Consider the following 14,611-nt stretch of genomic DNA (forward strand, 5'->3'; position numbering starts at 1 on the left):
ATGAATGAAATAACAAAAAACGAAACAGACAAAATAATACACATTGGACAGTTTATTAATGGAAGTTGCATAAATTTAAAATTAAAAAATGACAATAATATATATTCGGGTTATTTATATATTTCATATTCAAGTTATTTGAATAGAAAAAGGGTTAATGGTTTAGAAAGTTGTTGGAATTTTTTGTCAACTAAAAGAGACGTTGAAATTCTTGAAGTTTTAGCAAAAGAAATTGAATGATTAAGTTTTAAAAACTCAAACAAAATATATAAGGTTTCTGAAATTGATTGAAATTGGGAGAAACAAATATGTTAGAAAGTAATGATTTAATTAGAGATATTAATTGTAATGACAGCAATTATGCAACATTAAACATAGATAATTTGAAAACTTATCATAGTAACTATAAATTAGTTGTATACAAAAATTTTAATACTATTTACTGAAATAAAAATTCAAGTCTATGTCCTTATTGAGAAATATCACCATTAGGAAAATGAAGAGTTAGAAGTGTTGATTACAGAAAAGAAAGTGATGTCAATTGAGAAAGAATGAGACTACATAATGAGTGAGTAGTATCTTCAATAGCTATAAACATAAAAAAGAATAAAGATAAAAATTATTTATTGATTTATGAATCAACTGAACCATCATTTTTTTGAGATTTCTTAAAGAATCATCATGGATTAGAAGTTAATCGAAAAGTTTTCACTCTGGACAATGGGCTAGAAAAAAGAGATTTCTGTGTTTTATCAAACATTAAAAGATTTAAAAATTTTAATAAATCTTGAAATAGCATTATTGATTTTGAAAAAGCAGTTTTAAATCAAATAGAAAGTGAAGAAGCATAAAATGACTACCGAACAAGCATTAGAAAAATTAAAGCTACAAATGAATGAAAAAGTTACTAAACTTAAAAATCAACCAATTAATAGTAAAAATCAATTCCTTAAGTTTGGTATTCAATCTACATTACAAACATTGTGAAGTAATTTCCCCAAAATTGAGGGTTTAAATGCTCTACAAGCTAATGAATTTGCTTCTTCATATAAACTTCTAACTTTGCAAAAACTTGAAGCCTTACTATATGAAAAAGGAATTGCTGCTTTAAGAAATAATTGATTAGTTGCTGATATTTTAGATTATGTAGAAGTAAATGGGAATATTAAATATTTAAAAACAAAACTTGAGTTTAATAATTCCAAAGCGCCAATTTATGTATTTGAAACATTTGAATACAAAAATGAAAAATTATTGTTTGATTATGCAATTGTAAAACCTGACAAAATTTCAGACCAAGAAGCTAAAGATATTTTATTTAATTTTTGTGAATATAAACCAACAAAGTTTATTGAAATTCCTTATAAGATTTTTTATAACAATACTTTAAAACAACCTGATTTAAATTTAGTTAATGGAGAATTTTTTAAGCTTCTAGATAAAGATATTGAAGTATTAATTAAAGATTCATATTTGTCTGCACCTTGAATATTTGCGACTGATAATAATGGAATTAAAAAACAAATTCAAGACGGATTAGAAGATTTAGATAAAAGATTTATAGGCATTTCACCACAACTTCAAATGTATGAATATGACCCTTTAAGAATTTTGCAATCTAATTCACAATCACAAATAGTTATTCAAAAAATAGAAAAAAATATTAGTTGAATAAAAAGATTTGCTTATTTAAAACAAGACTCAAATGATTTTGGAACTAAAAATATGCATAATGTCGAAGCACAAGCTTTAAACTCTGATTTTGAAGATTACATTGAATCAAAAGCAAATTTACGGGAATTACAATTTAAAGAATTCTTGAATCAATTTTATCCTGATTTAAATGTTGAAAAAGTTTTAATTTATGGGTCTACTGAATGATTAATAACAGAAGCTAAAAAATATGCTGTTAATTTAGATGGTAGTGTTATTAATCAAAATCAATTAGTTCAAACAAACCAAGAAGAAAAGGAAGAAAGTAATAATGGAGATAACAAAGATTAATGAAGTAGTTGATAAATCTGTTTTACAAACATTTTATGCTAAGTTAATTTTCATTGATGATATTTGCACTGTTCCTGGTTCAATAAACATAATAGATTTTGATTTGTCCAAATTGGAAAAAGTTCAAGGAATGATTAGTGATTTAGTTTATAATCAAACTCCATTATCTGATGAAGTTGATTCAGATTCAAAGTATTCAATAATTTTTAATAATAAATTAAATTTAACAAACAAAATTCTAATTCTTAAAAACGCTACAACAGAGAATGAATATTATATAGTTGAAAATATTAATACTACTTATTCTCCAGAGAAATTAAATGAAGCTGTTAATGTTGCAGTTTGTCAAAGATTAGAAGATTATATAAATAATAAAAAATTTGTCATTTATCCAAATCTTAAAATAAATGAAACTTCACAATTGGATATAAACATTAGAGAAAACTTTTTATTTCAAAAAGCTTTAGTTGAAAAAGTTGATAAAACACAAGAAGAGTTAATTGTTGATAAAAATATGCTATCAATGATAGTTAATCCAATTGAAGTAAATGATGAACAAAATAAGGTTTATATGACTTTTCTATCAAAATTTAGCAATATTGACGTAAGAGATATAAATATTAATGAACGGTATGGAATTAATTGACAAGAACAACTAGTTCCGGAATATAAAAATTTTTTCAAAAAAATTTATGAAATATATTCAAATCAAAATGTGGTAATGTCTGGATTTGCTGGTAAGGATGAAAACTATATAAAAGAATTCAAAAAAATTTACAATGGAAACAATGCTGAAGAATATGTTAATTATGAAATTTCTTTATTAAGAAATCAAAGTGAATTTAACAAGGAACAAATTGAATTATTAGTTTTAATGTGTTCAGGTTTTTTAAAATCAGTATTTTGTGTAGGTGGGGGATTTTCTACATTGCATAAATTTATACTTCCTTTTTATTTTGATATGGTTGGGGAAACAATTTATTTAAGAAGTGAATTTTATGAGCTAAAAGAAGTAGCTGTTAAAAAATCTGAGGAAATTAAGGAGTAATAATTATGCATATTAAAGATGATATTTTAGCGCCTAATGGCGGTGGCGGTGGAACTGCATCACCAGAAAAGAAATATAAAAACTGATATATTCCTGTTATTAGCAATAACTCTAATATTAAAAAATTTAGAAATTCACAATCAATTAATTATCAAGATTTATCTATAAATTTAAAAGAAGTTAATATTGATTTAGATTATTCAAAAGTAACTGCTGATTATTTAAAATACAAGATTAATATGATATTACCAGAGCAAATAAATTCTCCTTATCAATTATTATATGGAAATAAAAATCCTTTAGATTCTCAAGGAAATGTTATTAATTCAAAAAATGTTCAAAGAGTATTTTTAGACCCTTCAAAATTTGAGTTAGAGAAGCAATATGAACAAGGCTTTTTAAATAAATATATTGAAGATAATTATGGTAAAGAATGAAAAATAATATCTAAACCAAAAACTTATGCATGCACAGTGCCTATGGACGTTCCGTATTGGTCGCAAGGCAGCGGAGTTGCTAAAGACCATTATGTAAATGTAAATGAATTTATACCTGCAAGATTTCAAAAATGAATTCAATATAATAAAGCTTCAAATTGAAAAGCAGTGAATGAAGTTTTTGAAAATAAATTTAGAGCAATTACCAAGGAACTTTGATATAACAACGGTAATGCACAAGTGGTATTTGCTTGACTGTTTACTATTTGATCTCACGGAGCAGCACTACCAACATTATTATTGCCTCATTATTATCATACTATTGAAATTAGAACAATTGAATTTTGAATTGAAAGAGACCAAGAAACAGTTATTGCTGGTTATCCCGAAATTACAAAACAATTATTTAAAAATAATTTTATTTTAGATTATTCATCTTGAAAAGATGTAGCTAATGCAATAGGTAAAATTAGACCTTTCAATTTTAAAATAAACAAAAGAGAAAAACTAATTATTAAAGGTATATTTTTCCCACAAGTTATTGAAATAAATAACATAGGTTTTTTAATTCCTAATGTTAAAAATTTATCTCAATTGCATATTAAATATATTGATTAATTATAAAAGGAACTGCTGCCTTTAAAGACGGAAGAAAGCGAGTAAAAATGAATTTACTTAAAAAATTAGCTGAATTATTTAAATTAGAGGAAGCAGAAGTTTTAGAAAAACTAAATTTAAAGGAAGATGCTTCAACTAAGGATTTTAAAGAAGCACTAGGAGTTTATGGTCTTTTCCTAGATAAACCAGAACTAGAATCATATATCAAAAATAAAGTCCAAAACAAAATAAGTGAAGTTGAAAAGTTAAATGAAGAAATAGAAAACAAAAACAAAACTTTACTTGATTTTGAAAAGGTTAATAATGAGCTACAAAATAAATTTTCAAAAATAAGCGCGCAAATAAAAAATAATTTTGAAAAAGAATGGAGTAACTTAAAACTACCTAAAACAGATTTAGAAGATATTAAATATGAAGATTTAGATTTTTTGAATTTAAAATCAGAAGCTTTAAAAATAGCTAAATCAAAAAATATAACTCCTGAGATTGTAGAACCAAAACAAATTGAAAATATAGAAACATTAGACACTAAACTAAATGGAACACAATCATTTGATATAGGAGCAAGAAGAATTAAATAAAACTAATAAAGGAAATTAAAAATGGAATTTAAACAATATTTAAATGCATTATTTGCAAATCAAAAAGATAATGAAGCATTTTCATTAGACCAAAAAACAAGAAATGAAATTAACTCATATATAGTTCAATATTCACTAATAGGAACTTTAGGAACTAATCTATCATTAGGTTCAGTTTCGGAAGCTTCTGCAACATTTATCAAGAACATTGGACAAACTTGAAATGAAAAGAAAAATCCAGGACCTGGAGAATTCGAAAAAGGAAACTATACAAAAATTAGCTTTAATTGAAATTTACCACAATTTCAATCATTAGCATTTACTCATGCTGATACATTATTAGGTGTACCTGCTGCAGCTTCAATTAAAATTGAAAAAGCTTCAGCTGATTTTAATGACAATTTTGAAACCTATTGTTGAACTGAACTTGAAAAGAAAGTTAAAACAAGTGACACACATAAACAAGTTAAGGATTTATTATCTGATTCAATTTCAGATAAAGACGTTAGAAAAGCAGTTGTAGCATTAGGAACTGCACTAACTAAACATAAAGATGACAAAGAAGGTATTAATGGAATTAAAAAATCGGACATTATAATTCATGTTAAACCTGAAGTATTAGATAGACTAAGTGAAGCAGGATTAGTTGGAAACTATGCTGAACAAATGTTTGTTGGTGGACAATATTCAATAGCAACTGTAGGTGGTTATACTGTCATAGCTAATAAATATTTAACAGATATTGATGCGATTGCATGTACTAATTTTTCGGTAGCATCAATGATTAATGTTAATGCTGCAAACTATGAAAGATTAGCACCTACAAATGACTATGGAATGTATTATGAAGCTATGTCATTATTTGGAATAGCTTATCCAACATGTTTTAGAAGTATATTTAATAAATAATGCTTACATATAGTGGTAAAAGCAAAAATGCTTATGAAATTGTAAAAGCAGACCATAAAGAAAAATTTAAAGAATATTCATTAAAAAATACTGTATGGTGAAAATGAGTTAGATTAATATTACAAACAGCAATATCAATTTCTATAACCTTTTTGGGAAAATTTATAGATGGATTAGTTCCGGGGCTAGGAACTGCTATTGAATTTGGATTAGAAACATTATTAGACTTAATATTCAATTTAATAGAAAATGACGGAAAAGTTGATTGAGTAGATTTTGGTATTACAGCAGGATTTAATGTTGCTGGAGCAATTACTAAAGGTCTTAAACTATTTAAAGCTGCAAGGTCACATAATAAAGTTCTTTCGCTTGCTGATAATATTATTGATAGTAATGTTAAATTTAAAAAGCAATTTAAACAAGGAGCAAAACAGCTTGCTACTTTTGGTACTAAACCTTTAAAAGGAAATAATTTATCAAACTATAATACTTTTAAAAAAACATCTAAAGAAATACTATCAACTCTTAATAATTCTGAAAATGTATTTAAACAAACTGCTGAACAATCTAAAGAAGTGTTTAGTAAAACCAAAACTTTTTTAAATAAGGTAACAAAAGCTTTTACTAAAGCTAGAACCGTAGTTTCTTTATTAACTTCTCCAAGATTCGCTGCTAAAAAAGCAATTGATTTAGCATTAAAAAAACCAAGAAGTAAAATTGTAAAAGCATTTAATAAGTTTGCTACTGAGAAAGTTAAAAAGGTATTTTCAAAAGGTGGAAAAACTTTAAAAGAATCTATGAAAAGAATACCCTTAAATAGTTCTTGATTAGATACTATTACCATTTTAGAAACTAACAGTGCTTGGGATTTTAAAAATTTAAATGCTGTTATTAGATTTAAAAAATACACTAAGAAAAAACCAGTTATTTTATGACAAAAAGATTCAAAGTTAATAATGCAATTTTTAACAACTTCTTCGCCTGGTAGTCATTATTTAAGGTATTTTGCTTGAGGATGAGATATTGGAAAAATATTGAGAAAATTTAATGGATTTATTGCTATGTCAACTATTCCTTTATTTTCTAATCTTATTAATACAATAGCTCATAGCTATAGAACTATAAATGCAATACATGAATCTATAAAAAAGGATAAATGGTTATGAAATCAAGGTTTTAAAACAGTAGCAGAAGAGTTTAAACAAGGAGCTAAACAAGGAGCATTAAAAGGTTGAAATTTTAAATATATTAGACCTGCAGTTAGTTTTGGTAGAAGTATTTTAGAAAATAAACCAATGTATGCTATTAAAGCAGGAACTAAGGGGCTTAGAAAAGTAGCTTTTTACCATCAATTTTCAAAAACTATTAAAAACTATACTTATGTAAAACCAAGAGGAAGGAGAAAATGAAAAAAATAATTGATAAATTAAATTTTAATATTGATGAATTTAAAAATAATTATTGATATTCAAAAACTATTGAAATTCCTCAATTCGTAAAAAACATTGAACCTAATATTTCTGAAATAGATTTGTTCAATAAACTACTGTTTAATGTTTTCCAAACTTGTGATTTATTTATAAATCAAAAAATGTCACAATTTTTAGCATTAGATTTAACTTTAGAGCAAATTATTGAGATATTAGGTAAACAAAGAGTTTCAAATTTTATTTGTTCTGTTTATACTGAAATTAAATATAGGTTAGCTACCGAAAAATTCCCTGAATTTTCTCAAAAGGATAAATTAATTACATCTAATTTTTCACTTGCTACAGTAGGAAGAGAATTTAATAATTTTCAAAGCTTACTATCAGCTGAAGCAATTGCTTATTTAACATATCCATCTTGAAGTGATTTAAAAATCAATAAAGATGATTATTTAAACATAACTTCAGTTTTAGAAAAACTAAATCAATTTGATAGTAAAATTGAGAAACTTCTAAAAGATAATTCAGAATCAGATGAGAACCTTAAACTTTCCTTTTCTAAATTTAAATCAAACCAATTAGAGATAAATGACAAAAAGGAAAACAAATTATCTGATAATGTTAGAAATTTTCTAAACAATAATATTGAATCGCCTGATTATTTAGGTGCAAAAGACGGAAATGATTATATAAAAATTACATTTGCTAATGATGAACTAGGAATGGATGTATGTGGCGAGCAATATCAAACTTACATTCGTCCAGAAGGTATAAAGATTGCAAGTGCAGGAGAGGGAATGGACTTATCTTATGATGAAATTTCTTTTCCACATCCAGATGATGAATCTAAACCAAAACAAACTATTAATTATGATAAATTAAAATCATTATATGAAAATTTAGATAAATCAAATTTATTAGAAACTAAGGTAAATTCAATTGACCCTGCTTTAGAAAAACTAAATCAATTTGACACTAAAATTGAAAAACTTCTAAAAGATAATTCAGAGTTAGATGAAAACCTTAAACTTTCCTTTTCTAAATTTAAATCAGAACAATTAGAGATAAATAATAAAACTAAATCTAATATTGAAGCATTAGAAAAATCTAATATTGCAGCAAAAAATATTGATAATGAGATTACATCATTAAAACAAAAAGATGTTGATATTGATAATGGTCAAAAATTAATATTAAATATTTTGCTTAATTTTGCTAATAAATTAATTGTAAATAATGAGTCTAAATTAAATCTAGGTTTTCTTAGAACAAAGTATGAAAACGAAGACACCCCAAAATATAATGTTGGTGACATTGCTAATTTTGGTGGTAAAAAAGTTTATATTGTTAAAGTAGATGAAGCTCAAGCTCCAACAACTAGCGGGGGAAGCACATCCAACGGTTATACTTATGTGTTTATGGAGTTAAATTCTAGTAAGGAGTTAGTAGATTAATGGATATTAATAAATATATTGAAAAATATAATCCTAAAGCAATATTTTTAAAAGGCTCAAGAATGTTAGGATTAACTACTGAAAATAGTGATACTGATATTGAAATTTTATTGGATAGTCAAACATTACCAGATAGTTATAAAGAAAACGGAATTGATATATTTTTCATAAATTATGATTTGCAAATAAAAAGCATTAATGATGCATTAACCGAAATATCTTTACTTCAATATTTATTTGTAAAACCAGAACATATTCTTTACAAATCTAATGATTTTGATTTTGAATCATTTAAAAAGAAAATAGAAATGCAAATGAATAAAATATTAATTAAATTTATTAAAAGGTATTGAAATAGCGTTAGATATTATAGTTATTCATTTTTGCAAAGAAAATTAGCTTATCATATTTGTTATTTATCATTATTAGTAGGTAATATTGTATTAAACTTTGAAAAAATCAAAAAAATTAAATTAGGAAAAGTAACAAAAGATGAAATAGATTACTTTGAATTTTGTCGAAAGAAACTATTAAGTTTTTATTTAAGAAATTTAAAAGAAGATTATGAAAATATTTAAATGAATTATTGGATTAGTAATTAGCTTAATATTTTTATTTTTTGCACTTTTATGACTATACAAAAATTTTGAAATTAGTTGATTAAATTGACTATTTACAAAACTAAAGGTTTTTATTAAAAAATAGAAAGGAAATTATGAGAACACAATTTATTAAAGATTGAGCACCAATATTAATGCCAATTTTATCAGCATTATTAGGTCTTATTTTGACACTTATATTAACAGCAATAAAACAAAGTAAGAAAAACAAATATATCAAAAATAAGCTTGATTTCTTAGAAAAGGAAAATAGTGATAATAAGCTTGATTTTAAACTGTACAAAGAGAAAACAGATGCTTTCATATTTGATTTAAAAATTGATTTAAAGAAAGCAACTGATGAAAATGTCTTATTGATTAAAAAATTAGAAATGTATCAAAAGAATTCTAATATTGAATATAACAAAGAATTAGAGGCAAAGTTAAATGAATATTTAAAACAATCTGATACACTTTCTAATGAGCTTTTAGCATTAAAAGAGAAATATGCTGAACAATCTAAAGAACTAATAGCTATAAAAACAGAAAATGAACAATTAATTAAAAAAATAAAGTTTTTTGAATTAGAAAAAACTGAACAACTTGCTTTTTGAAATCAAATTAAAAAAGCACAAGAATTAATTAATAATATTAAATTAAATGGAGCAGAAGCTACAAATAATATTGCTGAAGAAATAGTAGAAAATGTTGCTGAACAAAAAGCACAAAATGAAGCTATGGAAGAAAATTCTAAGGTAAAAGCTACAATTTATTAAGAATTTGCTTAAAAAATACCCCTCTAGAACGACAAAAGACATACAACTATACGTCTTTTCATTAAAATCGTCGTTGTAGGGGTGGTTTTTTTATGTAATTTTTATGAAAAAATAGCAAATTTTAATGCTTCATCAGTATTTTCTCTTAAAACTTTTTTATATCAACGCAATAAATTAATAGCCATAACAACACCTGCAATGAATCCTCCAATAGGAATTAGCACTGATAAGACAAACATAAATGGAGTGTTTGAAGAAACATAGTTATTTGTAATACCAAATACTAAATATATTGCAGCCCAACTAGTAAAAAGAAGTCCTGCAAATGGTATAAAATAAAACCCAATTTTTCCAAGAGTAAAAATTAAAACGAGAACAGTAGTAAATAAAATTAAAAAAATGGGAAAATAAATTAAATAAGCAATAGATCATTTAGCTCTATGTTTTCAATCTTTAATTAGTTGGACTCTATCTTTTAGAGCTTGTTCATATTTTTGTTGTAATTTTTGTTCGCGTTCTTGTTTTGTCATATAAAAATTATAATATTTTGTTATAATAATTATGCTAAAAAAGAAAGCACCACTCTACACCACCTGACTTCTTAGCAAATTTTTCTTTAAAACAATATTCACTAAATGAAGAGGGTAGTAGAGTTTCATAACTTTATTACTTTTTTATTTTTTAGCAACAAATGGAGAAATTAAATAAAAAAAGGCAATTTCTCCATCTTATTACACCACGAGAAATTGCATAATTATTATATCAAAAATTTTAAGTATGTGTAATGATTTGCAATTTCTCCAATCATAAGGAGAAAACATGACAAATATTGAACAACTTCAAATGTTCTATGAACAATTTGAATATCAAATTAAAACAAATAATAGAAGTGCAAAAACATTGCAAACATATAAATATATTCTAAAGAATTTACAAAATTGAGAAACAGTTGATGAACTATTAAATCAAATCAATTTTATTTTAGATAATTCAGGACTAAGTCAAAATTCATTATTTATGTATCGAGCTACTTTTAGAGCTTTTTGTGAATGATTCTCAAAAAGAAATAAAATATACATTCCATTTAATGAAAGAATTAACAAATACAAAATTGAACGTGGCACTAGAAGACCATATACAAAAGAAGAATTAGATATTTTATTTGCAGAACTTAAAAATTATAATAATTATAAATTTGAAATCATCTTTAAAGTAATGCTAACAACTGGAATAAGAGTTAGTGAATGAGAATATATAAATTGAGATGATTTAAGAGCTAATAATTTTGAAACAATTATAAAAACAGCTAAAAATAATAACCCAAGACCTTTTAAAATAATTTCTTCAAATAACAAAGAATTTAGTGATATTAAACCTGCTATTATAAATGGACTAAATCTAAATTGAACTGCTAAGACTATCAAAAATAACTTTAACTTGTTTAATAAATTTGTTTTATCAAAACACCCTAATTTTAAAGCTAAAATATCTGCTCATATATTGAGGCACACTTTTGTTACAATTTCTAATGAAAAATCAACTATTGAAGAGATAGCAAAAGTTATAGGACATGTAAATTCAAATGTTACTGCTTCAACTTATCTAACATATAATCCAATATTAGCTAATAGAAAATTATCAAAAATGCAACAAACAATGGAAAATTTCATTGATAATGGATTAGAAAATAAAACAGAAGAAGATTTAATTTTGGAAAACAAAAAACTAAAAGTTGAAATAGAAATGTTAAGAGAACAAATAAAAGCTACAAATAATAAAATAATATTACCTTTTTATTTAGAAGATAAACTAAGTGTTGAAAATAAGAATTAAAATAGCAATAGCTATTTTTTATTTGTTTAAAATTTATATATGACAAAATTACCAACTTGAAAAGATTTAGGAATAAATATTAAGGAAATTCTTTGAAAGAATGATTTTAAGACATTTGAAGAGTTTAAAAATGCTTATAGTGGTGCTTTTTGTGTTAAATTAGGACATTATTTAAGTAGGAACAACAAACACACCAAAGATAATTTTTCTCTTGCTTATAACGTCATTTTCTATTATGGTTATATAAATCAAAAAAGAGAGCAAGAATTATTAAATTTGTTAACTAAAAATGAATATAAAGTAAATTCTACTTTTATGATTATTGATGCTGTTATTGGTATAGATTTAATTGCTAAAAAAGATAATAAAACATATGTAATTCAAGTAAAATCAAACAATAATTTTTCAAATTTAAAGCATATTAAAACATTTGCAAATTCAAGAAATTATGAAATTGTATTAGCTTATAAGAAACAAAATGAGTGAATTTTTATGAATGAAAATCTAGAAAATGTAAATTTGTTTTAAAATTGTGCTAATATTAGAGTAGAAGTGCATATTTTTCTCTAAATTCATAAGAGATTTCGGGACTATATGTAGGGACTTTATTTAGGACTATATTTATATTAAAAATTATTTTAAAAGGAAGTATTTATGTTAAAAAAAAGAATATTGTTTTTGGGTTTGATGTTATTACCACTTTCAACTTTATCAGTTAATCTTCAATCAAAAAATAAGCAAGAAACATATGTTGATGATGAAGAAAAGTTTAAAGAAAAAGTAAAAAATTACGCATTGTGAGATTTTATAAAATTAACAGGTAGACAAAATGCTGAAGTTGCAAAAATTTCAGAAATTCAAGGAGGTTGGATTAAAAGAGGATATATAGTTTGATATAAAAATTCAGGTTATTCTATTTTAGATAAAGATTATTTAAATATATTAGAAGTGAATCCTTTTTACGATACTAGAAATGAAACACTAAATAATTATGAAAGTAATTCTTATATTTATTCTGAACCGGGTCAAATTAGGGAAAATATGTTTTATGATAAAACATTACCTGGTGATCATAAACATGAGCCACATGACCCTTTTAAAAAATTTAAATATTCTGATTTAGAAAAAGTGAAAAATGCAAAAAAAGAGGAATTTTCTAAACTTGGTATTAGAGAAATTAAAAACGGATTTGCATATGCTGATTATGAAGTAGATCATTCATGATGATTTAAAACAGTTTCAGAAAAAACATATGGAAAAAATTCAAACATAAATTCATCATATGAATATTTGAATGAAAATACAAAATATTATGAAAAATATCCATCATACTACTGAAAATACTATAAAAAATGAACAAAAAAAGGAATATGTGGATACATTGGAGTTATTTCTTTATTGCAATACATGGAATTATTTAAGTCTTCTGGGTATTTTTCAAATTGAGAAATAAATGAATTTTGAGAAACAAATAACTATACATCAAATAAATTTTATGATAATTTTAAACTTAATGATAAATATTTTATTAATGATTTTTATGAAAAAAATGTACTTCCAAAAGTAACGAATGATTTTGTTAAATATTTATATCAAAAAACATGATTTTATGATGGTACTAATAAATGGTGACATTTTAAATATATTTCAGATTCTTTAATTTATTCAAAATGAAAAGCTAGTCAAATTAATTATTCTTATTGAGGTGATTATACCATTTTTGGTAAGCCTTATTCAACAATAAAAAATTATAAAACTCCCACTTTATTAGCTGGATTTTACGGCCACAAAAATGTAGAAAATGAAGATGAAAAAATAGGCCATGTTATTACAGCGTATGGTGTTTATGAAGATGGCAGGTTTTTAGCAAATTATGGATGAAATGATCAATTTACACAAGTTATTACATCTTCTCAATTGTTAAATCATGGAATGAATTTTTCAATAAATAATAAATCATCTAATGCACTTAAAAAAATGTTTAATTGAAATGGACAAAAAATTGATGGTGTTGAAATGACTAATAAATTAAAGGAACTAGGAATTATTAAAAATGACAAATAAATCTAAAAAGGCTTTAAAAATTTCATTAGGAATAATAATACCAACAACTGTTATATTTAGTTCATATTTTGGTGCTATTGCATGCATTAGATATAACAATTATGTTAAACCTAATTTGCCAAAAAAGTATGAAACAAATGAATATAAATTTAACTCAAAAATTTATGAGTTAAATGAGCAAGCTAGAAAATACTTTTCAATGGGTCAAAATATTATTGAATCAAAGAAAAGAGATGATATTTTAAGTGAAAAAAATAATGCTAATCAATATAAGTTTCTGTTTAATAGAAGATTTGCAAATTGTCAAGATTTTAATTATGTAATGCCTTATTTAAATTTTAATGATAAATTATTTAACGATTATTTTAAAACTTTAATTGATTATCGAAGATTTGATATGACTAACAATGTTATATCCAACAATAAAAGATCTAGAAGTATTGTTACTGAAAAAAATTTTGAAAATGATGTTTTAAAAATTACTAAAAAAGATAGACTTTCGGGCACTATAATTTCGTTGCAAATAGATTTCAAAACCAAAAAAGGCGAGATATCTATTGTAAGTGAAAAGAATGCTACTAATATAAATGCTAAATTTAATATTTATTTTCAAAAATAGGAGAATGGTATGGAACAAGATGTTAAATTAGATGATGAAAAATTACTGGCTAAAAAGAAATTAAAGAAAAGATTAATTATTAGTTTTTCAGTAATTTTTGGAATTATTGCATTATTGGGAATTATATTTGGAATGATATATGGTTTTGTAGTTTTAACTCAACCAAGATATTGTTAAAAGTAGGATGTTTTTAAATCTCATTTATTGAGATTTTTTATTTTTTAGCCAGCAAAATATCACAT

17 protein-coding genes are annotated in these 14,611 nt (G+C 24.2%); 16 read left to right on the plus strand and 1 reads right to left on the minus strand.

The window, feature by feature from the left end; genetic code table 4:
* The 11 genes from LQ356_RS00655 to LQ356_RS00705 all read left to right on the plus strand — a co-directional run bounded on the left by LQ356_RS00655 (position 1) and on the right by LQ356_RS00705 (position 9,853).
* Positions 1 to 315 (plus strand): hypothetical protein, encoded by a 315-nt coding sequence (locus LQ356_RS00655; protein ID WP_405311801.1) that lies wholly within the window; start codon positions 1 to 3, stop codon positions 313 to 315.
* Positions 309 to 851 carry a hypothetical protein gene (locus LQ356_RS00660; protein WP_405311803.1) on the plus strand — a complete coding sequence of 181 codons (543 nt, stop codon included), beginning with the start codon at positions 309 to 311 and terminating at the stop codon, positions 849 to 851. Before LQ356_RS00655 ends, LQ356_RS00660 begins: the two co-directional genes overlap by 7 nt.
* Before the next feature lies 1 nt (position 852).
* Positions 853 to 2,004 carry a htpn gene (locus tag LQ356_RS00665; protein ID WP_405311804.1) on the plus strand — a complete coding sequence of 384 codons (1,152 nt, stop codon included), beginning with the start codon at positions 853 to 855 and terminating at the stop codon, positions 2,002 to 2,004.
* Complete coding sequence (locus tag LQ356_RS00670; protein WP_405311806.1) at positions 1,985 to 3,052, plus strand: hypothetical protein; 1,068 nt, start codon at positions 1,985 to 1,987, stop codon at positions 3,050 to 3,052. Before LQ356_RS00665 ends, LQ356_RS00670 begins: the two co-directional genes overlap by 20 nt.
* A gap of 5 nt (positions 3,053 to 3,057) precedes the next feature.
* On the plus strand, positions 3,058 to 4,107 hold the full coding sequence (locus LQ356_RS00675) for a hypothetical protein (RefSeq protein WP_405311807.1): 1,050 nt from the start codon (positions 3,058 to 3,060) through the stop codon (positions 4,105 to 4,107).
* A 47-nt stretch (positions 4,108 to 4,154) separates the two neighbouring features.
* A complete protein-coding gene (locus LQ356_RS00680; RefSeq protein WP_405311809.1) occupies positions 4,155 to 4,688 on the plus strand; it encodes a hypothetical protein in 534 nt (177 codons plus the stop codon).
* Between the two features lie 21 nt (positions 4,689 to 4,709).
* A complete protein-coding gene (locus tag LQ356_RS00685; protein WP_405311810.1) occupies positions 4,710 to 5,597 on the plus strand; it encodes a hypothetical protein in 888 nt (295 codons plus the stop codon).
* Complete coding sequence (locus tag LQ356_RS00690) at positions 5,597 to 7,015, plus strand: hypothetical protein (protein WP_405311812.1); 1,419 nt, start codon at positions 5,597 to 5,599, stop codon at positions 7,013 to 7,015. Before LQ356_RS00685 ends, LQ356_RS00690 begins: the two co-directional genes overlap by 1 nt.
* Positions 7,003 to 8,478, plus strand: coding sequence for a hypothetical protein (locus tag LQ356_RS00695; RefSeq protein ID WP_405311814.1), 1,476 nt, complete (start codon positions 7,003 to 7,005; stop codon positions 8,476 to 8,478). Before LQ356_RS00690 ends, LQ356_RS00695 begins: the two co-directional genes overlap by 13 nt.
* Complete coding sequence (locus tag LQ356_RS00700; RefSeq protein WP_405311816.1) at positions 8,478 to 9,056, plus strand: nucleotidyltransferase domain-containing protein; 579 nt, start codon at positions 8,478 to 8,480, stop codon at positions 9,054 to 9,056. The genes LQ356_RS00695 and LQ356_RS00700 overlap by 1 nt, the downstream gene beginning before the upstream one ends.
* Before the next feature lie 137 nt (positions 9,057 to 9,193).
* The gene (locus LQ356_RS00705) at positions 9,194 to 9,853 is read left to right on the plus strand and encodes a hypothetical protein (RefSeq protein ID WP_405311826.1); all 660 of its coding nucleotides are present in this window, start codon (positions 9,194 to 9,196) and stop codon (positions 9,851 to 9,853) included.
* A 101-nt stretch (positions 9,854 to 9,954) separates the two neighbouring features.
* On the opposite strand, the gene LQ356_RS00710 is transcribed toward LQ356_RS00705, so the two are convergent.
* On the minus strand, positions 9,955 to 10,383 hold the full coding sequence (locus tag LQ356_RS00710; protein WP_405311819.1) for a hypothetical protein: 429 nt from the start codon (positions 10,381 to 10,383) through the stop codon (positions 9,955 to 9,957).
* Positions 10,384 to 10,672: 289 nt separating this feature from the next.
* Here LQ356_RS00710 and LQ356_RS00715 point away from each other — a divergent pair, with 289 nt between their 5' ends.
* The 5 genes from LQ356_RS00715 to LQ356_RS00735 all read left to right on the plus strand — a co-directional run bounded on the left by LQ356_RS00715 (position 10,673) and on the right by LQ356_RS00735 (position 14,546).
* The gene (locus LQ356_RS00715) at positions 10,673 to 11,686 is read left to right on the plus strand and encodes a tyrosine-type recombinase/integrase (RefSeq protein WP_405311821.1); all 1,014 of its coding nucleotides are present in this window, start codon (positions 10,673 to 10,675) and stop codon (positions 11,684 to 11,686) included.
* 39 nt (positions 11,687 to 11,725) lie between these two features.
* The gene (locus LQ356_RS00720; protein ID WP_405311823.1) at positions 11,726 to 12,214 is read left to right on the plus strand and encodes an ethanolamine utilization protein; all 489 of its coding nucleotides are present in this window, start codon (positions 11,726 to 11,728) and stop codon (positions 12,212 to 12,214) included.
* A gap of 126 nt (positions 12,215 to 12,340) precedes the next feature.
* On the plus strand, positions 12,341 to 13,750 hold the full coding sequence (locus tag LQ356_RS00725; RefSeq protein ID WP_405311828.1) for a putative cysteine peptidase: 1,410 nt from the start codon (positions 12,341 to 12,343) through the stop codon (positions 13,748 to 13,750).
* Positions 13,740 to 14,369 (plus strand): hypothetical protein, encoded by a 630-nt coding sequence (locus tag LQ356_RS00730; RefSeq protein ID WP_405311829.1) that lies wholly within the window; start codon positions 13,740 to 13,742, stop codon positions 14,367 to 14,369. Before LQ356_RS00725 ends, LQ356_RS00730 begins: the two co-directional genes overlap by 11 nt.
* A 9-nt stretch (positions 14,370 to 14,378) precedes the next feature.
* Positions 14,379 to 14,546 carry a hypothetical protein gene (locus LQ356_RS00735; protein WP_405311831.1) on the plus strand — a complete coding sequence of 56 codons (168 nt, stop codon included), beginning with the start codon at positions 14,379 to 14,381 and terminating at the stop codon, positions 14,544 to 14,546.
* The last annotated feature ends 65 nt before the right edge of the window (positions 14,547 to 14,611 follow it).

Source organism: Metamycoplasma faucium, assembly GCF_045160055.1.
GTDB lineage: Bacteria > Bacillota_I > Bacilli_A > Mycoplasmatales > Metamycoplasmataceae > Metamycoplasma > Metamycoplasma faucium.